The 21,101-nt window shown below is 53.1% G+C and carries 20 protein-coding genes; 10 read left to right on the forward strand and 10 right to left on the reverse strand.

The features are described from left to right. Positions 1 to 222: 222 nt before the first annotated feature. Genes astE through astC form a run of 5 tightly spaced genes read right to left on the reverse strand, consistent with a single transcriptional unit; the run spans position 223 to position 6,250 of the window. Positions 223 to 1,191, reverse strand: a complete 969-nt coding sequence (gene astE, locus QUE74_RS11670; RefSeq protein WP_000368494.1) for a succinylglutamate desuccinylase — start codon at positions 1,189 to 1,191, stop codon at positions 223 to 225. Beyond that, a complete protein-coding gene (gene astB / locus QUE74_RS11675; RefSeq protein ID WP_000994993.1) occupies positions 1,184 to 2,527 on the reverse strand; it encodes an N-succinylarginine dihydrolase in 1,344 nt (447 codons plus the stop codon). The genes astE and astB overlap by 8 nt, the downstream gene beginning before the upstream one ends. Then, complete coding sequence (gene astD / locus QUE74_RS11680) at positions 2,524 to 4,002, reverse strand: succinylglutamate-semialdehyde dehydrogenase (RefSeq protein ID WP_000177309.1); 1,479 nt, start codon at positions 4,000 to 4,002, stop codon at positions 2,524 to 2,526. Before astD ends, astB begins: the two co-directional genes overlap by 4 nt. Further along, positions 3,999 to 5,033 (reverse strand): arginine N-succinyltransferase, encoded by a 1,035-nt coding sequence (gene astA, locus QUE74_RS11685; RefSeq protein ID WP_000989455.1) that lies wholly within the window; start codon positions 5,031 to 5,033, stop codon positions 3,999 to 4,001. The genes astD and astA overlap by 4 nt, the downstream gene beginning before the upstream one ends. Further along, complete coding sequence (gene astC / locus QUE74_RS11690; RefSeq protein ID WP_000081970.1) at positions 5,030 to 6,250, reverse strand: succinylornithine/acetylornithine transaminase; 1,221 nt, start codon at positions 6,248 to 6,250, stop codon at positions 5,030 to 5,032. Before astC ends, astA begins: the two co-directional genes overlap by 4 nt. Before the next feature lie 445 nt (positions 6,251 to 6,695). On the opposite strand from astC, the gene xthA reads away from it, so the two are divergent. The 8 genes from xthA (at position 6,696) to ynjE (ending at position 14,330) form a co-directional block, all read left to right on the forward strand. After that, positions 6,696 to 7,502 carry an exodeoxyribonuclease III gene (gene xthA / locus QUE74_RS11695; protein ID WP_000673911.1) on the forward strand — a complete coding sequence of 269 codons (807 nt, stop codon included), beginning with the start codon at positions 6,696 to 6,698 and terminating at the stop codon, positions 7,500 to 7,502. A 156-nt stretch (positions 7,503 to 7,658) separates the two neighbouring features. Continuing rightward, positions 7,659 to 8,363 (forward strand): TVP38/TMEM64 family protein, encoded by a 705-nt coding sequence (locus tag QUE74_RS11700; protein ID WP_000642617.1) that lies wholly within the window; start codon positions 7,659 to 7,661, stop codon positions 8,361 to 8,363. A gap of 3 nt (positions 8,364 to 8,366) precedes the next feature. Next, on the forward strand, positions 8,367 to 9,071 hold the full coding sequence (locus tag QUE74_RS11705; RefSeq protein WP_001205126.1) for a TVP38/TMEM64 family protein: 705 nt from the start codon (positions 8,367 to 8,369) through the stop codon (positions 9,069 to 9,071). Next, complete coding sequence (locus QUE74_RS11710; RefSeq protein WP_000524105.1) at positions 9,071 to 9,619, forward strand: carboxymuconolactone decarboxylase family protein; 549 nt, start codon at positions 9,071 to 9,073, stop codon at positions 9,617 to 9,619. Before QUE74_RS11705 ends, QUE74_RS11710 begins: the two co-directional genes overlap by 1 nt. A 9-nt stretch (positions 9,620 to 9,628) precedes the next feature. Further along, entirely contained in the window at positions 9,629 to 10,795 is a 1,167-nt protein-coding gene (locus tag QUE74_RS11715; RefSeq protein ID WP_001215377.1) for an ABC transporter substrate-binding protein, read from the forward strand. Further along, positions 10,768 to 12,303, forward strand: a complete 1,536-nt coding sequence (locus QUE74_RS11720; RefSeq protein WP_000235008.1) for an ABC transporter permease subunit — start codon at positions 10,768 to 10,770, stop codon at positions 12,301 to 12,303. Before QUE74_RS11715 ends, QUE74_RS11720 begins: the two co-directional genes overlap by 28 nt. After that, positions 12,303 to 12,956, forward strand: a complete 654-nt coding sequence (locus tag QUE74_RS11725) for an ATP-binding cassette domain-containing protein (RefSeq protein ID WP_001354712.1) — start codon at positions 12,303 to 12,305, stop codon at positions 12,954 to 12,956. Before QUE74_RS11720 ends, QUE74_RS11725 begins: the two co-directional genes overlap by 1 nt. A 66-nt stretch (positions 12,957 to 13,022) precedes the next feature. Beyond that, positions 13,023 to 14,330, forward strand: a complete 1,308-nt coding sequence (ynjE, locus tag QUE74_RS11730) for a thiosulfate sulfurtransferase YnjE (RefSeq protein WP_001354713.1) — start codon at positions 13,023 to 13,025, stop codon at positions 14,328 to 14,330. Positions 14,331 to 14,338: 8 nt separating this feature from the next. Here the strand turns inward: ynjE and QUE74_RS11735 are convergent, their stop codons facing one another. Then, a complete protein-coding gene (locus QUE74_RS11735) occupies positions 14,339 to 14,959 on the reverse strand; it encodes a CDP-alcohol phosphatidyltransferase family protein (RefSeq protein ID WP_001354714.1) in 621 nt (206 codons plus the stop codon). 86 nt (positions 14,960 to 15,045) lie between these two features. Here QUE74_RS11735 and nudG point away from each other — a divergent pair, with 86 nt between their 5' ends. Continuing rightward, positions 15,046 to 15,453, forward strand: coding sequence for a CTP pyrophosphohydrolase (gene nudG / locus QUE74_RS11740; protein ID WP_001055956.1), 408 nt, complete (start codon positions 15,046 to 15,048; stop codon positions 15,451 to 15,453). On the opposite strand, the gene QUE74_RS11745 is transcribed toward nudG, so the two are convergent. Beyond that, positions 15,419 to 15,691, reverse strand: a complete 273-nt coding sequence (locus QUE74_RS11745) for a YnjH family protein (protein ID WP_000085223.1) — start codon at positions 15,689 to 15,691, stop codon at positions 15,419 to 15,421. The genes nudG and QUE74_RS11745 overlap by 35 nt on opposite strands. A gap of 235 nt (positions 15,692 to 15,926) precedes the next feature. Between QUE74_RS11745 and gdhA the strand changes: the two genes are divergently transcribed. Further along, positions 15,927 to 17,270 carry an NADP-specific glutamate dehydrogenase gene (gdhA, locus tag QUE74_RS11750; protein WP_000373049.1) on the forward strand — a complete coding sequence of 448 codons (1,344 nt, stop codon included), beginning with the start codon at positions 15,927 to 15,929 and terminating at the stop codon, positions 17,268 to 17,270. An 83-nt stretch (positions 17,271 to 17,353) separates the two neighbouring features. On the opposite strand, the gene topB is transcribed toward gdhA, so the two are convergent. The 3 genes from topB to QUE74_RS11765 form a co-directional block, all read right to left on the reverse strand. Then, positions 17,354 to 19,309 (reverse strand): DNA topoisomerase III, encoded by a 1,956-nt coding sequence (gene topB, locus QUE74_RS11755; protein WP_001235823.1) that lies wholly within the window; start codon positions 19,307 to 19,309, stop codon positions 17,354 to 17,356. A gap of 4 nt (positions 19,310 to 19,313) precedes the next feature. After that, complete coding sequence (selD, locus tag QUE74_RS11760) at positions 19,314 to 20,357, reverse strand: selenide, water dikinase SelD (RefSeq protein WP_001295485.1); 1,044 nt, start codon at positions 20,355 to 20,357, stop codon at positions 19,314 to 19,316. A 116-nt stretch (positions 20,358 to 20,473) separates the two neighbouring features. Then, entirely contained in the window at positions 20,474 to 21,025 is a 552-nt protein-coding gene (locus QUE74_RS11765) for an NAD(P)H nitroreductase (protein ID WP_000339269.1), read from the reverse strand. Between the last annotated feature and the right edge of the window lie 76 nt (positions 21,026 to 21,101).

Here is a 21,101-nt window from a genome sequence, read left to right on the forward strand (position 1 = left end):
AAAACAATGAAAGTGTAAAAAACACTTTTGCGCCAATTATGGAGAAAAAAAGAAAATTTGATGGAGAGTGATGAGAGAATATTACAACATGATGATTTTGCAGAGATTATGAAGAACTATACCGGATGACTGGTGATAAATAAAGCAAATAACCAGGATTAATCTGTATTAATTTATAAGAAAGTAACTTAATACCCGCAGAATGATTTCTGCGGGTAAGTATTAGCTTATTTTTTCGAGCATTAATCCCGCGCGTAATCCCAACGCTACCAACGGATTAGGGAATAACACATACTCTACATCATGGGTTACGGTAAAACGTTCCTCACCGTCCTGCGCCAGCAACGTTCCTTTCTTAAACGGCATAAAATTCAGCGTGTCACTTGCCATATGCATTTCGAAGGACGGCGAATGGCGAGTAATTTGCGAAACCACCCGATAACGTAGTGGCGGCGTTCTCACGATACCGACACTCTCACCAGATAGCAGCGCAGCAATTGCGCTGGCAGTTACTGCAAACTGGCGAAGATCGTTTTGTCCGAAGGGCAACGCTTTGCCGAGTTCCAGCGTACAGGCCAGCGCGCCAAAATGTCTGGCGCTGAAATGGGTAAACGTACCACCAGGCGCCTGATGGAACACCAGTGCCTCCAGCCCAGCCGCCCCCAGCCACGTCAGAAATTTCTCGTCCCAGGGAATGTCGCGTTGCGGTAATACACCGAACTGCGGATGCAAGGAGCCACGAATTGCGGTATGTAGATCAAGGTGCCAGCGAATAGATTCCTTGCCCTGGTCATAAAAATCTTCCAGGCACTGTTCCAGTTCGCGCGCGCGACAGGTTTCCCCGCTTTCAGCAAATAATTGCCAACGTCCGCCAAACATTCGGTTCATATCGCTATGGCAATAACGTTTCCCTTGCTTCAGCGCAGGAGGATTCCCGAGGATCACCAGCAGCCGCCAACGTAACGGGATCTCGCCGTGAGATATCGCGCCAAGCAACGCGTCCAGCATCTCCACAGGTGCCGTCTCATTACCGTGTATTCCCGCTGAAATCACCAGCGCACCTTGCGGTGGCGTTAATGGCGTCAGTTCCAGCACGCCATCGCCCAGCCAGCGCCAGCGAACGCCGTTGATTTCTCGCTCGGTGATAACCGGTTTTTTACCCGTTAAGGTCAGAGCAAGAAAATTATCCATTGCCCCCTCCCTCGCGCTGGAACGGATAAACCGAACCGAGATTCAGTAGTTGGCTCAATACATCCAGTGCTTCCCGCCCTTCGTGCAGCAGCAGCGGATCAGCCAGATCCGCCGCAGTAAGACGATCGCGGTAGTAACGCTCCACCCAGTCATTGAGCGCATTAAACAGCGTATCGTTCATCATCACCGCCGGATTAACCGCCCGGCGTTCTTCTTCTGTCAATACCACCCGCAACCGCAGGCACGCCGGGCCTCCACCGTTCGCCATGCTTTCACGTAAATCAAAGACTTTTAGTTCGCTAATCGGGTTGTCAGCGGCAAGGAGTTCATTGAGATAACACCATACTCCGGCGTGTTCACGACACTCCTGCGGCAGCACCAGCAGCATGGAACCATCATCGCGGCTCAACAGTTGGCTGTTAAACAGATACGTAGACACCGCATCCGACACGGAAACCTGAGTCGCCGGAACTTCTAGCGCCATAAAACCATTGACCCGCGAACGCAGATTTGCCAGTAATTGCGCCTGGCGAGCGAACGCCTGCTGATGGCAAAACAGCACCTGACGGTTACTTACGGCAATCACATCATTATGAAAAACGCCCTGGTCGATAACGTCCGGGTTTTGCTGGGCGAAAATCACCTGTTGGGGATTCACCTGATTCAACCTTGCCACCGCCTCGCTGGCTTCGCGTGTCTGCCGCGCCGGATAATGGGAAGGTCGGGAAACATTGCCCTCTTCTCGCCCGTAGACAAAAAGTTGCATACCCGGTTCACCGTAATGACCGCCGAGACGATTGTGGTTTGCCGCCCCCTCATCACCGAGCAACGCTACCTGCGGCAACGCCGAATGGACACTAAATTTCTCTTCGTCGTTAAAAATCGCTTTTAACAGCGATTCGGTGACGGGGGCTTCCAGCGAACGGTGAAATTTATTGTTCAGGTTGGCAACGGTGAGATGCACTTTGCCATCCAGCGTATCGGCAGATGGCGCGATCGTTGCCGCATTGGCTACCCACATTGGCGAAGCGGAGCTGACGCTGGAAAGCCAGTGCGGTGCCTGGCGTGCAACTTTTTCCAGTACCTGCTCATCGCTACCACTGAATCCCAGTTGACGCAGCACCGGAATAAACGGACGCTCGTGCGGCGGGATCACCGCCTGGGGAAATCCCGCATCGGCAAGGGTTTTCATTTTCAGTAAGCCCTGTTTCGCCGCCAGTCGCGGGTTAGAGACCTGAAAACGATGACGGGTAGAGGCTTCATTACCAAACGACAGGCCCGCGTAATGATGCGTCAGCCCCACCAGTCCGTCGAAATTGACTTCCCAGGCGTTCATCGCTCCACCTCCTCGGAAAAATCCAGACCTGGGTTAAGCGTGGTGGGCAACGTTAACGAGTCTGACTCCAGGCTTGCCATCGGCCAGGCGCAGTAATCGGCGGCATACCAGGCGCTGGGGCGATGGTTGCCGGAAGCGCCAACGCCGCCGAAGGGTGCGGTACTGGCAGCACCGGTAAGCGGTTTATTCCAGTTAACAATCCCCGCTCGCGCTTCCAGCAACAGTTGTTCGAATTTTTCCCGCTCGGGGGAAACCAGACCGCAAGAGAGGCCAAAGCGAGTATTATTCGCTATCCTGATCGCTTCTTCAAAAGTGTCATAACGCCAGACGCGCAATAGCGGTCCGAACACTTCTTCATCTGGCACGCCAGCAACACCCGTCATTTCAACGATTCCCGGCGTAAGCAACGTTGTTCCTGCTTGTAATAAGCGCGGCGCAAGCAGGGTTCGTCCACCCATCGCTTCCAGCTCCTGCCAGGCAGTAACCACCTGCTGTGCGGCCTGCTCTGATATCAGCCCGCCAATAAACGGTTGGGGTTCATCGTCCCAGTTGCCCGGCGTTAATCGCTGGCTGACGGCAACCAGACGGGCAAGAAATGCATCGCCCTGCGCCCCGCTTTTAAGCAATAAACGGCGGGCGCAGGTACACCGTTGCCCGGCAGTGACAAATGCTGACTGAATAGTCAGATGGACAGCGGCATCGATATCCGTCACCTCATCGATTATTAGCGGGTTATTACCACCCATCTCAAGGGCGAGAATTTTCTCCGGCTGACCGGAAAGCTGACGATGCAACTGGTAGCCAGTATTGGCGCTACCGGTAAACAGCAAGCCGTCGAGATCCTCCAGCGCACTCAGCGCCTGACCCGTTTCACGCCCGCCCTGCACCAGGTTCAGCACGCCCGGCGGCAAGCCAGCCTGCTGCCATAAACGCATTACCGCTTCGCCACTCCACGGTGTCAGTTCGCTGGGTTTAAAGATAATGGTGTTACCTGCCAGCAATGCCGGAACGATATGTCCGTTCGGCAAATGACCAGGGAAATTATACGGCCCAAACACCGCCAGCACGCCGTGCGGGCGATGTCGCAGGCTCGCCGCGCCGTCCGGCATTTCACTACGCTGCTCGCCGGTACGAACGTGATACGCCTTAATTGATATCGCGATTTTATTGATCATCGCCGTCACTTCGGTTGCCGCTTCCCAGCGCGGCTTACCCGTTTCTCTGGCAATAATCGCGGTTAATTCGGCTTTATTGCTTTCCAGCAATCCGGCAAAGCGTTCAACTCTTACCTGACGATCGCCAAAGGAGAGTCGCGCCCAGCGCGGAAACGCCGCTCGGGCAGCCCGACAAGCCTGCTCGACCTGAGCGGCATCGGCATCATTGCCTTGCCATAGCACCTCGCCCGATACCGGATTACGCTTCACACGCAATGCGCCCTGGCCCGTAACCCAGTCACCATTGATCCATAAAGTCATGCTGTTTTCTCCTCTGCGCACAGGCGCACCAGACGAACGCGATCCCCTGCGTGGCATTTGAGGGCATCCAGTTGTGCGGCGGTTAAAATCAAACGCTCGGTCGCTGGATCGGTACGCACCAGCACCACGCGGAAATGGTGATAATTTTCATTGGCGACCAGGCAGGCCGGGAATTCGCCCTGCGCAGGCTGCCCTTCTGCCACTTCCACCAGCCGACTTTTGCGAATGGCTCGCACGCGGTCGATGTCACACTCAAGCGTCGGCCCGCCGTCAAAAATGTCGATATAGTTACGGTAGCGAAAACCTTCTTTCTCCAGCACCGCGCGGGCAGGCGCGGTCTGCGGATGTACCTGACCGATGACGTCCTGCGCTTCCTGGGATAAAAAGTGGGTATAGATCGGATGTTTCGGCATCAGTTCTGCAATAAACGCCTTTTGCCCGGTGCCGCAGAGAAAATCGGCGCGGCTAAAATCCATCGAAAAGAAGCGTTTACCGAGGCTTTGCCAGAACGGTGAATAGCCGTGTTCGTCTATCACCCCGCGCATTTCGGCGACCACTTTGTCATTAAACTTGTCGCGAAAAGCCGCCATAAACATAAAGCGCGATTTCGACAGCAAATAGCCGTTGCCCTCTTTGCGCCACTCCGGGTCGAGAAATAGCGTGCACAACTCGCTGCTGCCGGTGTGATCATTACTGAGAAACAGCGTCGGTAACGCGTTATAGACATTTAGCTCTTTGGAGGCGTGAACCAGCGTGCCGACGCGATAGTTATACCAGGGATCGTTCAGACCAACCGCCACTTCAATGGCGCAAATTCCCGCCACAGTGCCTGTCTCACTATCTTCCAGTACAAATACATAACCCTGCTCGCTTTTGGGCAGTTCGCCTTGCCAGGTTTTGATTGCCCTTTCGATACGCGCCGAAAGCGTGGCTTCATTGGCGGGAAGCGACGTCAGGCCGCCGCCCGTTTTGCTGGCAAGCTGCATTAACGCTGAGACATCAGTGCGTTCAACGGGACGGATGACCATCATGATGAACCTCCGCTCACAAAGCGTTCACAGGCCGCAGCAAAACGATCCAGCCCGGTTGTCACCTCTTCTTCGCTGACGTTGAGCGCAGGCGCAAAACGCACCACATTGCCACCCGCAATCAGCACCATCACGCCCGCTTTCGCCGCCTCCTGAGAAATTTGTTTCGCTTGCCCAGCGTAATCCGCATTCAGCACACAGCCAATCAGCAGACCTAATCCGCGAACTTCACTGAACAAACCGCAGCGGTAATTAATGGTATTAAGACGCTCAACAAACCAGTCGTGACGCTGTTTAACGCCATTAAGCATCTCTGGCGTGTTGATGAGATCCAGTACTTTACCTGCCACCGCCGAGGCCAGCGGATTACCGCCATAAGTGGTGCCATGTGTGCCCACGGTCATCACGCTGGCGCATTCTTCGGTTACCAACAGAGCGCCAACGGGGAAACCGCCGCCCAGTGCTTTGGCGGTAGTTAACAGATCGGGCATCACGCCGTAGTGCATATAGGCATACAGTTCCCCGGTACGCCCGACGCCCGTTTGTACTTCATCAAAAATCAGCAATGCGTTGTGGCGGTCACACAGTTCGCGAAGCTCCTGTAAAAATGCGTTGCTGGCTGGCACCACACCACCTTCTCCCTGGATGGGTTCGACAATCACCGCACAGGTAGAGTCGTCAATCAACGCACTGGCAGAGTTAATATCGTTATATGCAGCATGACGAATATCCGGCGGCAGTGGCGCAAAATCCTGTGAATAGGCTGGCTGCCCGCCCGCGCTGACGGTAAACAGCGTGCGCCCGTGGAACGCATTTTTAAACGCCACGATCCCGCTCTTATGGCTGCCGAAGCGGTCGTGGGCGAATTTACGTGCCAGTTTGAGCGCCGCTTCATTGGCTTCCGCACCAGAGTTACAGAAGAACACGCGATCGGCAAAAGTGGCGTCGATCAATTTTTTCGCCAGTCGCAGTACCGGCTCGTTGGTGTAACCATTACCGGTATGCCAGAACTTACTCGCCTGTTCGTTCAGCGCCTCGCGCAGTTCCGGGTGCGCATGGCCCAGTGCGTTCACCGCAATGCCACCCGCGAAGTCGATATACTCTTTCCCCTGCTGATCCCACAAGCGCGAACCTTCGCCACGTACCGGAATAAATGGTGCCGGAGCGTAAACAGGTATCATCCATTCATCAAAGTTTTCACGCGTAATTGGCTGAGACATAGCGACCTCTACAGTAAATAATTCGTTATTTATATGTTAATAATAAGTAATGTTTGCGCTGTAAATGTAGATTGCAGGGTTCGTGCCAGCCAGTGATAAAAGTGCATAAACCGCGGTGGCTAACTGGAAATCAAGGAGTTATAACCAAACCATATGCATTTAAAGTGCATATAAAGTGAATACGTTTGCGATGCAGGTGAATAAAAAGAATAAAAAACGCAATGTTATGCAGAAGTAAAATATAATTCTGGAATTGTGATCATTGACGAAATTTACTGGAAATTACTGCGCCATTCTGACGCAGCGCGCACCAAAAGCGGGCATTTTTTGCGCCATCGTTGACATCATTAACAACCATCGATCAAATCACTTAACAACAGGCGGTAAGCAAAGCGAAATTCTGCTACCATCCACGCACTCTTTATCTGAATAAATGGCAGCGACTATGAAATTTGTCTCTTTTAATATCAACGGCCTGCGCGCCAGACCTCACCAGCTTGAAGCCATCGTCGAAAAGCACCAACCGGATGTGATTGGCCTGCAGGAGACAAAAGTTCATGACGATATGTTTCCGCTCGAAGAGGTGGCGAAGCTCGGCTACAACGTGTTTTATCACGGGCAGAAAGGCCATTATGGCGTGGCGCTGCTGACCAAAGAGACGCCGATTGCCGTGCGTCGCGGCTTCCCTGACGACGGCGAAGAGGCGCAGCGGCGAATTATTATGGCGGAAATCCCCTCGCCGCTGGGCAATGTCACCGTGATCAACGGTTACTTCCCGCAGGGTGAAAGCCGCGACCATCCGATAAAATTCCCGGCGAAGGCGCAGTTTTATCAGAATCTGCAAAATTATTTGGAAACCGAACTCAAGCGTGAAAATCCGGTGCTGATTATGGGCGATATGAATATCAGCCCCACCGACCTGGATATCGGCATTGGCGAAGAGAACCGCAAACGCTGGCTGCGTACTGGTAAATGTTCTTTCCTGCCTGAAGAACGTGAATGGATGGACAGGCTGATAAGTTGGGGGCTGGTGGATACCTTCCGCCATGCGAATCCGGAAACAGCAGATCGTTTCTCATGGTTTGATTACCGCTCAAAAGGTTTTGACGATAACCGTGGTCTGCGTATCGACCTGCTGCTCGCCAGCCAACCGCTGGCAGACTGTTGCGTAGAAACCGGCATCGACTATGAAATCCGCAGCATGGAAAAACCGTCCGATCACGCGCCTGTGTGGGCGACCTTCCGCCGCTAATGACGCAGCCTCCTGACATCCTCCAGGTCAGGAGGCCGATTCTTGAGGATAATCAAGAAACTGGCAGTAAGGATTTGTGACCAGCTTAGGTTTGTTATACCGTCATCGCGTTTTTCACTTCTCTATTATCAAGGCTTGATATAGGAAATCTCCACGATGAAAGCTGAGTGTAAGTTCGTTGTTGGTAGTCTGACTTTTGCTCTGGCAATTTATCTTGTTTATGCTTCAGGCATATTCAATTTCATTAGCGATCTTCCTCACTTGCAGGCACTTATTCGCCAGAGTGGTATTTTCGGTTACAGCCTTTATATTCTGTTATTTGTTATTGCCACTCTTCTGCTGCTGCCCGGTAGTGTCCTGGTCATTGGCAGTGGCATTATTTTTGGTCCATTCTTGGGGACTCTGCTTTCGTTAGTTGCAGCAACGCTCGCTTCGTCGGTTTCCTTTTTGATTGCTCGCTGGATGGGGCGAGAACTGGTGCTGAAATATGTTGGGGATACCACCGTCTTTCAGTCTATTGAGAAAGGGATTGCACGTAACGGTATCGATTTTCTTATTCTTACCCGCTTAATTCCGCTATTTCCTTACAATATTCAAAATTACGCCTACGGATTAACCGCCATTGCCTTTTGGCCATATACCTTTATTTCGGCATTCACGACTCTGCCGGGGATCTTTATTTATACTTTTATGGCCAGCGACCTTGTTACTGAAGGCATAACATTATCATTTATTTTCAAACTTTGTCTGGCAGGGCTAATACTGTTTATTCTTATTCAGCTTGCTAAATGCTACGCCCGTTACAAACAAGTGGCACTGACCACTTCTGATAAAACCTCTTTAACCGAACAACAAAGATGAAAGATGAGAGATAAAAACCGTAAAATGTGGCTCTGGCGTGGCGTCATTATCATCTTGTTAATTGTTGCGCTGCTCGCATGGGCGCTGATTCCCGGCGTTTATGAGTTTATTAACAGCAGCCTTGTAGCCTTTGCCGCCGTGGATCAACAAGGCATTGAACGCTTTATTGCGTCTTACGGCACGCAGGCTGCACTGGTCTCATTCTTTTTAATGATCTTACAGGCCATTGCTGCACCGCTGCCTGCATTTTTGATCACCTTTGCCAATGCGTCGCTGTTTGGCGCGTTCTGGGGCGGCTTGCTGTCGTGGACCAGTTCTATGGCGGGCGCGGCGCTATGCTTTTTTATCGCCAGAGTAATGGGCCGCGAAGTGGTGGAAAAATTAACCGGTAAAACCATGCTTGACAGTATGGACGGCTTTTTCACTCGCTACGGCAAACACACTATCCTGGTATGCCGGTTATTGCCTTTTGTCCCTTTCGATCCAATCAGCTATGCTGCCGGTTTGACGTCAATACGTTTTCGCTCGTTTTTTATCGCCACCGGGCTTGGTCAGTTACCGGCGACTATTGTTTATTCCTGGGCGGGCAGTATGTTAACGGGCGGTACCTTCTGGTTTGTCACCGGACTGTTTATTCTGTTTGCCCTGACCGTGGTGATTTTTATGGCGAAAAAAATATGGCTTGAACGCCAGAAGAGGAATGCCTGATGGGTTTACCACCGCTTAGCAAAATTCCTTTAAGTTTACGTCCGCAGGCGTGGCTGCATCGTCGCCATTACGGCGAGGTGCTAAGTCCAATTCGCTGGTGGGGACGGATCCCGTTTATCTTTTATCTGGTGTCGATGTTTGTCGGTTGGCTGGAGCGTAAACGCTCACCGCTCGATCCGGTAGTGCGATCGCTTGTCAGCGCGCGCATTGCGCAAATGTGCCTGTGTGAGTTTTGCGTGGATATCACCAGTATGAAAGTCGCCGAGCGTACCGGCAGCACCGATAAGTTGCTGGCAGTGGCTGACTGGCGGCAAAGCCCGCTCTTTAGCGATGAAGAACGGCTGGCGCTGGAGTACGCCGAAGCCGCCAGCGTAACGCCGCCAACGGTCGATGATGCCCTGCGTACCCGACTGGCTGCGCATTTTGACGCCCAGGCGCTCACCGAACTGACGGCATTGATCGGCCTGCAAAATCTGTCAGCCCGTTTTAATTCTGCCATGGACATTCCCGCTCAGGGGCTGTGCCGTATTCCTGAAAAACGTTCTTAAGGAGAGATGATGCGCCATTGTGGGTGGTTGCTGGGATTGTTATCGCTGTTTTCTCTGGCAACACATGCCAGTGACTGGCAGGAAGTTAAAAATGAGGCCAAAGGGCAAACCGTCTGGTTTAACGCCTGGGGCGGCGATACCGCAATTAACCGCTATCTCGACTGGGTTAGCGGCGAGATGAAAACCCATTATGATATAAACCTGAAGATTGTCCGCCTGGCGGATGCCGCAGACGCGGTGAAGCGCATTCAGACCGAAGCCGCAGCCGGGCGCGAGACAGGCGGTTCGGTGGATCTGCTCTGGGTGAACGGCGAAAACTTCCGCACTTTAAAAGAGGCCAATTTACTGCAAACCGGCTGGGCTGAGACTCTGCCAAACTGGCGTTATGTCGATACACAACTGCCGGTACGGGAAGATTTTTCTGTACCTGTCGAAGGCGCAGAATCGCCGTGGGGCGGCGCTCAACTGACGTTTATCGCCCGCCGCGATGTTACGCCACAGCCACCACAAACACCGCAAGCCTTACTGGAATTTGCTACAGCCAATCCTGGCACGGTTACCTATCCGCGCCCGCCAGACTTTACTGGCACCGCATTTCTTGAACAGTTACTGATTATGCTGACGCCAGATCCCGCAGCATTAAAAGAAGCGCCGAACGATGCGACTTTCGCCCGTATCACTGCGCCCTTGTGGCAATATCTTGATGCGCTGCATCCGTATTTATGGCGCGAAGGAAAGGATTTCCCACCTTCGCCCGCGCGGATGGATGCTCTGCTGAAAGCTGGCACATTGCGCCTGTCGCTGACCTTTAATCCTGCACATGCCCAGCAAAAAATCGCCAGTGGCGATTTGCCGGCAAGCAGTTACAGTTTTGGTTTTAACGAGGGGATGATTGGCAACGTGCATTTTGTCACCATTCCTGCTAACGCGAATGCCAGTGCTGCGGCGAAGGTGGTTGCCAATTTCCTGCTCTCACCTGATGCACAGCTACGTAAAGCAGACCCTGCTGTCTGGGGCGATCCATCGGTTCTCGATCCGCAAAAACTGCCTGACGGGCAGCATGAAATATTGCAATCAAGAATGCCGCAGGATCTGCCGCCGGTACTGGCTGAACCGCACGCAGGTTGGGTAAATGCGCTGGAACAAGAATGGCTACACCGTTACGGTACGCATTAATCTTGTTGCTGTGGGCGATGGTGGCGGTGATTTATGCACCGCTGATCCCGGCAGCTCTCACGCTGATATCGCCTGCTTTGTCGTTGGCACACTGGCAGGCGTTATTTGCCGATCCGCAGCTACCGCAGGCCTTACTGGCAACACTGGTGTCAACAACCATCGCGGCGCTCGGCGCATTGACGATTGCCCTGCTGGTAATTATGGCGCTGTGGCCTGGGCCGAAATGGCAGCGTATGTGCGCCCGTCTGCCGTGGCTGCTCGCCATTCCCCATGTGGCTTTTGCCACCAGCGCCCTGTTGCTGTTTGCTGAAGGTGGCCTGGTTTATCAGGTTTTTCCTTTTCTCACTCCGCCGATGGATAAATTGGGTATTGGGCTGGGCCTTACCCTGGCGGTGAAAGAAAGCGCATTTCTGCTGTGGATCTTAGCGGCAGTATTGAGCGAGAAACGGCTGTTGCAGCAGGTTATTGTACTGGATTCGCTGGGCTACAGCCGCTGGCAATGTCTGAACTGGTTGTTGTTGCCCTCCGTCGCGCCTGCACTGGCAATGGCGATGCTGGCTATTGTGGCATGGTCGTTGTCGGTCGTGGATGTGGCAATTATTCTCGGGCCGGGTAATCCACCGACGCTGGCGGTAATTAGCTGGCAGTGGTTAACCCAAGGCGACGCCGATCAACAGATGAAAGGCGCACTCGCCAGCCTGCTGCTGATGCTGTTACTCGCCGTCTACGTTTTGCTGGGCTATTTACTTTGGCGCGCCTGGCAGTGCACCATTCCCCGCGTAGATGGCGTTCGTAAGCCCGCCACGCCTTTATTACCCGGCAATACACTGGCGAGTTTTTTACCCTTAACCGGTGTGCTGTGTGTGGTTCTGCTGGCGATCCTCGCGGATCAGTCGACGATCAATAGTGAAGCGCTCATCAACAGCCTGACAATGGGGCTGGTGGCGACGTTTATCGCTTTGGTCCTGTTACTGCTGTGGCTGGAATGGGGGGCAAAGCGTCGCCAGTTGTGGCTCTGGTTGCCCATTTTATTACCCGCTCTGCCGCTGGTGGCGGGCCAGTACATGCTGGCGCTATGGCTGAACATAGATGGGAGCTGGACAGCGGTGGTCTGGGGGCATCTGCTGTGGGTAATGCCGTGGATGCTGTTTATCCTGCAACCCGCCTGGCAGCGCATTGATTCACGGTTAATTTTGATTGCGCAAACACTGGGCTGGTCGCGGGCCAAAATCTTCTTTTACGTGAAATGCCCACTCATGTTGCGCCCTGCGCTGATTGCCTTCGCGGTAGGATTTTCAGTCAGTATTGCGCAGTATATGCCGACTCTGTGGCTGGGCGCGGGGCGTTTTCCGACGCTCACCACTGAAGCGGTGGCATTAAGCAGCGGCGGCAGCAACGGCATTCTCGCCGCCCAGGCTTTATGGCAACTACTGTTGCCGCTTATTATTTTTGCCCTGACCGCGTTAGTCGCAAAATGGGTAGGTTATGTCAGACAAGGACTCCGCTAATGCTCTGCGTGAAAAATGTTTCGCTACGTTTACCAGAAAGCCGCTTGCTGACAAACGTTAACTTTACGGTGGATAAAGGTGACATTGTCACGTTAATGGGGCCGTCTGGCTGTGGAAAATCTACACTGTTTTCATGGATGATTGGTGCGCTGGCCGGACAGTTTTCTTGTGCAGGTGAGCTATGGCTCAATGAGCAACGGATTGACATGCAACCCACCGCACAGCGTCAGATTGGCATTCTTTTCCAGGATGCACTGTTATTTGACCAGTTCAGCGTCGGGCAAAATTTACTGCTGGCGCTACCGGAGACACTTAAGGGGAATGCCCGACGTAATGCCGTGAATGATGCACTTGAGCGTTCAGGCCTTGACGGAGCTTTCCATCAGGATCCTGCCACTTTGTCTGGCGGTCAGCGAGCGCGCGTTGCTCTGCTACGCGCCCTTCTCGCCCAGCCAAGAGCGTTACTCCTGGATGAGCCGTTCAGCCGTCTTGATGTGGCTCTGCGCGATAATTTTCGCCAGTGGGTGTTCAGCGAAATTCGCGCCATGGCGATCCCCGTCGTTCAGGTAACGCACGATATCCAGGATGTTCCTGCTGATAGTTCTGTTCTGGATATGGCGCAGTGGTCAGAAAATTACAACAAACTGCGATAACGCAAAGTTTTTCCCAATGCGTCAGTTCAGAATGGCGCACTCAAAACTACAATGTCGGGATTTTCGATGAAACGTGTTTCTCAAATGACCGCGCTGGCAATGGCTTTAGGGCTGGCTTGCGCTTCTTCGTGGGCCGCTGAACTGGCGAAGCCTCTTACACTTGACCAGCTTCAACAACAAAATGGCAAAGCGATAGATACTCGCCCCAGCGCGTTTTATAACGGCTGGCCACAAACCTTAAATGGCCCTTCTGGTCATGAACCTGCCGCCTTAAACCTCTCTGCTAGCTGGCTCGACAAAATGAGCACCGAACAGCTCAACGCGTGGATCAAGCAACATAACCTGAAAACCGACGCTCCGGTGGCGCTGTACGGTAATGACAAAGATGTCGACGCCGTCAAAACGCGACTGCAAAAAGCAGGTTTTACGCATATCTCCATTTTGAGTGACGCGCTAAGCGAACCTTCCCGTCTGCAAAAACTGCCGCACTTTGAGCAGCTGGTTTATCCGCAATGGCTGCATGACCTGCAACAAGGAAAAGACGTTACAGCGAAACCTGCCGGTGACTGGAAAGTCATTGAAGCGGCCTGGGGCGCTCCTAAGCTTTACCTTATCAGCCATATTCCCGGCGCGGATTACATCGATACCAATGAAGTGGAAAGCGAACCGCTGTGGAATAAAGTCTCTGATGAACAACTGAAAGCGATGCTGGCAAAACATGGCATTCGTCATGACACCACGGTGATTCTATATGGTCGTGATGTATACGCAGCAGCGCGTGTAGCACAGATTATGCTCTATGCAGGGGTGAAAGATGTGCGCCTGCTGGACGGCGGCTGGCAAACCTGGTCCGACGCGGGACTGCCTGTTGAGCGCGGAACGCCACCGAAAGTGAAAGCTGAACCGGATTTCGGCGTGAAGATCCCGGCGCAACCGCAGTTGATGCTTGATATGGAACAGGCCCGTGGGCTGCTGCATCGCCAGGATGCATCGCTGGTGAGCATTCGTTCGTGGCCAGAATTTATCGGTACGACCAGTGGTTACAGCTATATTAAGCCAAAAGGTGAAATAGCCGGAGCCCGTTGGGGACACGCTGGTAGCGACTCGACGCATATGGAGGATTTCCATAACCCGGATGGCACCATGCGTAGCGCCGATGATATTGCCGCTATGTGGAAAGCATGGAATATCAAACCAGATCAGCAAGTTTCATTCTACTGCGGCACCGGCTGGCGCGCGTCCGAAACCTTTATGTACGCACGAGCAATGGGCTGGAATAACGTCTCCGTTTACGACGGCGGCTGGTACGAATGGAGCAGCGATCCGAAAAATCCCGTAGCAACCGGTGAGCGCGGCCCGGACAGCAGCAAATAACATTGCAACTACTGACGCTGGAGCGACTTCAGCGTCAGATATCCACTCCACACCCGCGTAAAGGTCGTCATCCAGCACAGCGCGCCAAATATCCACGCAAACCACGGAAAATAAGCCGGCAAGAGACAACTCAGAACAAACAGCAAAATCGTCTCGCTGCCTTCGGTTAACCCGCCCAGATAATAAAACGATTTATGCGCATAACCGGGATTATCAATCTGATGTTTCGCCGCCAGCGCAGCAAAAGCGAGAAAACTGCTGCCCGTGCCGATAAACGCAAACAGCAGCCAGCCGCCTGCCAGCGCGTTTTGCTCCGGTGCGGCGAGGATAAACCCAAAAGGCACCAGCGCGTAAAAAAGGAAATCCAACGAGATATCGAGAAAGCCGCCTGCGTCGGTGAGGCCTCGACGCCGTGCCAGCGCGCCGTCCAGACCATCAAGCAATCTGTTTAGTAAAATGGCAATCAGCGCCGCCAGATACCAGCTCAGTGCCAGAAACGGCAATGCCAACACGCCGATAGCAAACCCCACTAACGTTAAACCATCTGGCGTGATACCAGGTTTATCCAGAACCTTCACACACTGATGCAACAAAGGTTTAATTCGGGGATGAAGATGGCGGTCTAACACAGGCACTCCTTAAATATAAAGCCTTTCTGATTGAGCAACAGTGCGGATATTATGGCATTTTTCGCTTATCTGCCCGTGTGTAATTTATGAATATGATTGAAGTTGTTGCCGCCATCATCGAACGTGATGGCAAAATTTTACTCGCTCAACGCCCCGCCCATAGCGATCAGGCGGGATTATGGGAGTTTGCCGGTGGTAAAGTCGAGCCGGATGAAAGCCAGCGGCAGGCGCTGGTGCGTGAGTTACGCGAAGAATTGGGCATCGAAGCAACTGTGGGTGAGTATGTTGCCAGCCATCAGCGAGAAGTGTCGGGGCGGATTATCCATCTTCATGCCTGGCACGTACCCGACTTCCACGGGACGTTACAGGCACATGAACATCAGGCGCTGGTCTGGTGCTCACCTGAAGAGGCGCTGCAATATCCGCTGGCCCCTGCTGACATTCCACTATTAGAGGCGTTTATGGCTTTACGCGCCGCCAGACCAGCGGATTAGTGCTAAGAGTTTTGTCATCCCGCTGGCATTGCAGCAGTATTCCTTCGGCTTTAATTACCGCCCCTTCAGAATAGTTTTGATCCTGATAGACGCAGCACTGAGTACAGGGCTGCGCTGACTGCCCGCCTGAACTGAATACTTCAGGCGGTACGTTTACCTCCACGTCCGGACGATAATGCGGGTTAGCCAGTGCAATGAATGGAAATGCCAATGCTAGGGCGAACAATGCTCGACTCACAGGGAACTCCTTAACGTTTTTGTCTCTGCTACTGATAACGGTAGCCTGGCGGCAAAACTTTAGCGTCTGAGTTATCGCTTTTGGTTATGAGATTTCTCCCGTTATTAATTTGCTTTCGTGAGTCATTTTTTTCTTGCTTACCGTCACATTCTTGATGGTATAGTCGAAAACTGCGAAAGCACATGACATAAACAACATAAGCATAATCGTATTAATATATAAGGGTTTTATATCTATGGATCAGACATATTCTCTGGAGTCATTCCTCAACCATGTCCAAAAGCGCGACCCGAATCAAACCGAGTTCGCGCAAGCCGTTCGTGAAGTAATGACCACACTCTGGCCTTTTCTTGAACAAAATCCAAAATATCGTCAGATGTCATTACTGGAGCGTCTGGTTGAACCGGAGCGCGTGATCCAGTTTCGCGTGGTATGGGTTGACGATCGCAACCAGGTACAGGTCAACCGTGCATGGCGCGTGCAGTTCAGCTCCGCCATCGGCCCGTACAAAGGTGGTATGCGCTTCCATCCATCGGTAAATCTCTCCATTCTCAAATTCCTCGGCTTTGAACAAACCTTCAAAAATGCCCTGACAACTCTGCCGATGGGCGGTGGTAAAGGCGGCAGCGATTTCGACCCGAAAGGGAAAAGCGAAGGCGAAGTGATGCGGTTCTGCCAGGCGCTAATGACTGAACTGTATCGCCACCTGGGCGCAGATACCGACGTTCCGGCAGGTGATATCGGCGTTGGTGGTCGTGAAGTCGGCTTTATGGCGGGGATGATGAAAAAGCTCTCCAACAATACCGCCTGCGTCTTCACCGGTAAGGGGCTTTCTTTTGGCGGCAGTCTTATTCGCCCGGAAGCAACCGGCTACGGTCTGGTTTATTTCACCGAGGCAATGCTAAAACGCCACGGTATGGGTTTTGAAGGGATGCGCGTTTCCGTTTCTGGCTCCGGCAACGTCGCTCAGTACGCTATCGAAAAAGCGATGGAATTTGGTGCCCGTGTGATTACTGCGTCAGACTCCAGTGGCACTGTCGTTGATGAAAGCGGATTCACTAAAGAGAAACTGGCACGTCTTATCGAAATCAAAGCCAGCCGCGATGGTCGAGTGGCAGATTACGCCAAAAAATTTGGCCTGGTCTATCTCGAAGGCCAACAGCCGTGGTCTGTACCGGTTGATATCGCCCTGCCTTGCGCCACCCAGAACGAACTGGATGTAGACGCCGCGCATCAGCTTATCGCCAATGGCGTTAAAGCCGTCGCCGAAGGGGCAAATATGCCGACCACCATCGAAGCGACTGAACTGTTCCAGCAGGCAGGCGTACTGTTTGCACCGGGTAAAGCGGCTAATGCTGGTGGCGTAGCTACATCCGGCCTGGAAATGGCGCAAAACGCTGCGCGCCTGGGCTGGAAAGCCGAGAAAGTTGACGCACGTTTGCATCACATCATGCTGGATATCCACCATGCCTGTGTTGAGCATGGTGGTGAAGGTGAGCAAACCAACTACGTGCAGGGCGCGAACATTGCCGGTTTTGTGAAGGTTGCCGATGCGATGCTGGCGCAGGGTGTGATTTAAGTCATTAGCGCCGTTTCAGGCGTTTATGCCAGATGCGGCGTGAACGCCTTATCTGGCCTACGAAAACTGACTGCATCAGAGCATTACATTATCACTCCACTGCCCGCCTCTGCTGCTGGCGGGCTTTTTTTCGCTGCTCGCTTACGGGGTGAAGTCTTTTTATTTCCTTCTCCTCCATCTGGAGCCACTATGCCGCGAAACTGCCGCACCGGCGTACGTTTGGCCTGATCAATCAACTTATACAGCGTCCCCACCAACGGTTGCATAAAGTCCTGATAGCGACACTGCTTTTCGCTGATTTGCGTCAGCACCGATTCCCAGTGCGCGGTCATGTCCGGTCGCGTAGCCATTTCTGGCAGCGAATGGAATAACGCTTTTCCGGCGTCGGTGGAGTGGATATAGCGCCCTTTTTTGGTCAGAAAGCCACGCTTGAACAACAGTTCAATAATCCCGGCACGGGTTGCTTCTGTCCCCAGACCATCGGTGGCACGAAGGATCTTTTTCAGATCTTTGTCCTGAACAAAGCGCGCGATCCCGGTCATCGCCGAAAGCAGTGTTGCATCGGTAAAATGGCGCGGCGGCTGGGTTTGCCGCTCTACCACTTCACCTTTTTCACACAGCAACTCATCGCCTTTCGCCACCACAGGCAGCGGCGTGCCGTCGTTTTCTTCATCGCGCTCTTTGCTGCCTAACAGTGTGCGCCAGCCTGCTTCAGCAAGAAAACGGGCTTTAGCGACAAATTTGCCTTTGGCAATGTCCAGTTCGATAACACACTTGCGGAACACCGCGTCCGGACAGAACTGCATCAAATACTGACGAGCAATCAGGTTATAGACCTTCGCCTCGTTTTCCGTCAGGTTGATGGCAGAACTCCTCGCGGTCGGGATGATGGCGTGGTGTGCATCGACCTTTTTGTCATCCCAGCAGCGGTTGCGTATATCTGGATCGACCACTGGCTGCGGTAACAAGCCCGGTGCATGAACGCTGATGGCATTCATCACTGCGTGGCGTCCGGCAAAATGCTCTTCTGGCAGATAGCGACAATCGGAACGCGGATAAGTGATTAGCTTGTGCGTTTCGTACAACTTCTGGCAGATATCAAGCACGTTCTGCGCACTCAGACCAAAGCGTTTAGCCGCTTCAATCTGCAACGCCGAAAGCGAAAACGGCAGCGGTGCGGATTCTGATTCCCGTTTATCGTTATAGCTGGTGACAATAGCCGGTTGGCCGCTGATGCGGTTAACTACATGCTCCGCCAGCGGACGATGTAACAAGCGCCCTTCTTCATCCTGGTACGGTTCACACGCTTCGCTCGGTTGCCAGATAGCGGTAAACCGCTCATCGGCAGGTGTCACGATATGCGCTTTGACTTCAAAGAAGTCTTTCGCCACGAAGTTTTCAATCTCTTCATCGCGGCGCACCACCAGCCCGAGCACGGGCGTCTGCACGCGTCCCACGGAAAGCACGCCCTGATAACCCGCATTACGACCGAGAATGGTGTACGCGCGGGTCATATTGATGCCGTACAGCCAGTCGGCACGCGCTCGCGCCAGCGCGGAAACGCACAGCGGTACAAACTCGCTATTGGAACGAAGACGATCGATCGCCCGTTCAACCGCCTGCGGGTTCAGGTCGTTGATCAAGCAACGCTGCACCTGCTGGCGCTTTTCCGGTGCCAGTTGCAGGTAGTCCAGCACTTCATCTACCAGTAATTGCCCTTCACGGTCCGGGTCACCGGCGTGAACGATTTCGCTGGCTTCATGCAGAAAGCGTTTGATGACATTAAGTTGTTTAGTCACGGAGGGTCGGGGCTGTAATTGCCACTTTTCCGGGACAATGGGGAGATCGGCCAGGTTCCAGCGCGCATAGCGACTGTCGTAGGCGTCTGGCTGCGCCTGCTCAAGCAGGTGACCGATACACCAGGTCACCACCTGGCCATTACCGCACTCGATAAAGCCATCGCCTTTCCGGTGCGGTTTGGGCAGGACATCAGCAATGGCGCGCGCCAGACTCGGTTTTTCGGCAATAAACAACCGCATCGACTTAACGAATCTCAACCATGGCACGACCGCCGCGCGCTGGCACCAGTTCGCCAATCGCCGTCAGTTCAATGCCAAACTCGGCGGCTGTAGCTTTGACCTCATTTTCTGCTTCCGGCATGACCGCCAGCAGCAGACCGCCAGAAGTTTGCGGATCGCACAGCAGATCGCGCACTTCACGCGGCATTTCACCCATCAGATGCCCATAGCTGGCAAAGTTACGTTCGGTGCCGCCAGGCACTGCGCCCAACTTAATGTACTCTTCAACCCCCGGCAGTTTCGGGATCGCTTCATAGTCGACTCGCGCCTGCACACCAGCACCCTGACACATTTCGCTCAAATGCCCCAGCAGACCAAAACCAGTCACGTCAGTCATCGCTTTTACGCCTTCGATGTTGGCAAAGGACGCGCCTGCGATGTTCATCCGGCACATCACTTCCGTCGCTAGTCCCTGATGTTCTGGTTTCAGCAGTGATTTTTTCTCAGCCGTAGTAAGAACGCCAATTCCCAGCGGTTTCGTCAGGAACAGTTTGCATCCGGCTTGTGCAGTACTGTTTTTCTTCACCCGCTCGGTCGGTACGATCCCCGTTACCGCCAGACCAAAAATCGGCTCCGGCGCATCGATGGAGTGACCGCCAGCCAGCGCAATACCCGCCTGACGGCATGCATAGCGTCCACCTTCGGTTACTTCGCGGGCAATTTCAGGGGAAAGTTTGTTAATAGGCCAGCCGAGGATCGCAATCGCCATAATCGGTTTGCCACCCATCGCGAAGATATCGCTGATGGCGTTAGTCGCCGCAATGCGGCCAAAATCGAAAGGATTATCAACGATCGGCATAAAGAAGTCGGTGGTACTGATAACGCTGGTGCCATTGCCCAGATCGTACACCGCCGCATCGTCGCGGGTTTCATTACCCACAAGCAAATTCGGATCAACAAACTTCGCCTGCTCACTGTGCAGGATGGTTTCCAACACTTTTGGGGAAATTTTACAGCCGCAACCTGCACCGTGGCTGTATTGGGTCAAACGAATCGAGTTCTCGCTCATGGACATCTCCTGTCAATGCAATCCGGGTATGGTAACCCTCATTCCATGAAGTGATAAGTGAGAGTGTCTGAATTCCTGCGCCTTTGCTCACAATCCAGACAGTTTCGCGACAATTATCAGAAATAAGTCACAAACGGCGTCGGGTCCGGAACGTTTATCGATGTAGATGCTTTCAACTGCGGCGTACCAAGGTAGAGAAAACCGACAATTTTATCCTGCTCACGGCAACCGAATGCTTCACGCACTACCGGACTTTCAGTTAATGCGCCACTGCGCCAGATGCCGCCAAACCCCTGGGCAACTGCTGCCATTTGCATCGCCATGACCGCACATCCCGCAGACATTTCCTGTTCCCAGCGCGGGACTTTATGATTTTCTTCGCATTTTGCCACCACCGTTATGATGAGCGGTGCGCGGAACGGCGCATTACGCGCTTTGTCGATAGCTTTGTCATCACTACCGGCAGCAATCGCCCCCTGTTCCAATAATGCGCTGAAACGCTCGCGTCCTTCCCCTTCAATCACAAAAAAATGCCACGGTTGCATGGACTTATGGTCCGGGGCACGCATACCCGCACGCAGGATGTTTTGCAGTTGTTCACCCGTTGGCGCAGGTTCAGCCAGGCGGGAGGCGCTACGGCGATTGATCAATAGTTCGAGTGCATCCATTTGATTAACTCCTGTCATGATATTTATTCACAAAATTAACACGAGAGTGGATTTTGTTACAGCACAGTCCGCAATT

Origin of the sequence: Escherichia sp. 10290, from assembly GCF_030295155.1 — a bacterium.
Taxonomy (GTDB): domain Bacteria; phylum Pseudomonadota; class Gammaproteobacteria; order Enterobacterales; family Enterobacteriaceae; genus Escherichia; species Escherichia coli_F.

What these genes read in the sequence shown, in the direction of transcription:
- QUE74_RS11765 (WP_000339269.1), bottom strand. Translation starts at nt 21,025, where the DNA reads ATGGATGCACTCGAACTATTGATCAATCGCCGTAGCGCCTCCCGCCTG.
- gdhA (WP_000373049.1), top strand. Translation starts at nt 15,927, where the DNA reads ATGGATCAGACATATTCTCTGGAGTCATTCCTCAACCATGTCCAAAAG.
- astB (WP_000994993.1), bottom strand. Translation starts at nt 2,527, where the DNA reads ATGAACGCCTGGGAAGTCAATTTCGACGGACTGGTGGGGCTGACGCAT.
- astE (WP_000368494.1), bottom strand. Translation starts at nt 1,191, where the DNA reads ATGGATAATTTTCTTGCTCTGACCTTAACGGGTAAAAAACCGGTTATC.
- xthA (WP_000673911.1), top strand. Translation starts at nt 6,696, where the DNA reads ATGAAATTTGTCTCTTTTAATATCAACGGCCTGCGCGCCAGACCTCAC.
- selD (WP_001295485.1), bottom strand. Translation starts at nt 20,357, where the DNA reads ATGAGCGAGAACTCGATTCGTTTGACCCAATACAGCCACGGTGCAGGT.
- topB (WP_001235823.1), bottom strand. Translation starts at nt 19,309, where the DNA reads ATGCGGTTGTTTATTGCCGAAAAACCGAGTCTGGCGCGCGCCATTGCT.
- nudG (WP_001055956.1), top strand. Translation starts at nt 15,046, where the DNA reads ATGAATATGATTGAAGTTGTTGCCGCCATCATCGAACGTGATGGCAAA.
- astD (WP_000177309.1), bottom strand. Translation starts at nt 4,002, where the DNA reads ATGACTTTATGGATCAATGGTGACTGGGTTACGGGCCAGGGCGCATTG.
- QUE74_RS11715 (WP_001215377.1), top strand. Translation starts at nt 9,629, where the DNA reads ATGCGCCATTGTGGGTGGTTGCTGGGATTGTTATCGCTGTTTTCTCTG.
- ynjE (WP_001354713.1), top strand. Translation starts at nt 13,023, where the DNA reads ATGAAACGTGTTTCTCAAATGACCGCGCTGGCAATGGCTTTAGGGCTG.
- QUE74_RS11700 (WP_000642617.1), top strand. Translation starts at nt 7,659, where the DNA reads ATGAAAGCTGAGTGTAAGTTCGTTGTTGGTAGTCTGACTTTTGCTCTG.
- QUE74_RS11705 (WP_001205126.1), top strand. Translation starts at nt 8,367, where the DNA reads ATGAGAGATAAAAACCGTAAAATGTGGCTCTGGCGTGGCGTCATTATC.
- astC (WP_000081970.1), bottom strand. Translation starts at nt 6,250, where the DNA reads ATGTCTCAGCCAATTACGCGTGAAAACTTTGATGAATGGATGATACCT.
- astA (WP_000989455.1), bottom strand. Translation starts at nt 5,033, where the DNA reads ATGATGGTCATCCGTCCCGTTGAACGCACTGATGTCTCAGCGTTAATG.
- QUE74_RS11725 (WP_001354712.1), top strand. Translation starts at nt 12,303, where the DNA reads ATGCTCTGCGTGAAAAATGTTTCGCTACGTTTACCAGAAAGCCGCTTG.
- QUE74_RS11710 (WP_000524105.1), top strand. Translation starts at nt 9,071, where the DNA reads ATGGGTTTACCACCGCTTAGCAAAATTCCTTTAAGTTTACGTCCGCAG.
- QUE74_RS11720 (WP_000235008.1), top strand. Translation starts at nt 10,768, where the DNA reads ATGGCTACACCGTTACGGTACGCATTAATCTTGTTGCTGTGGGCGATG.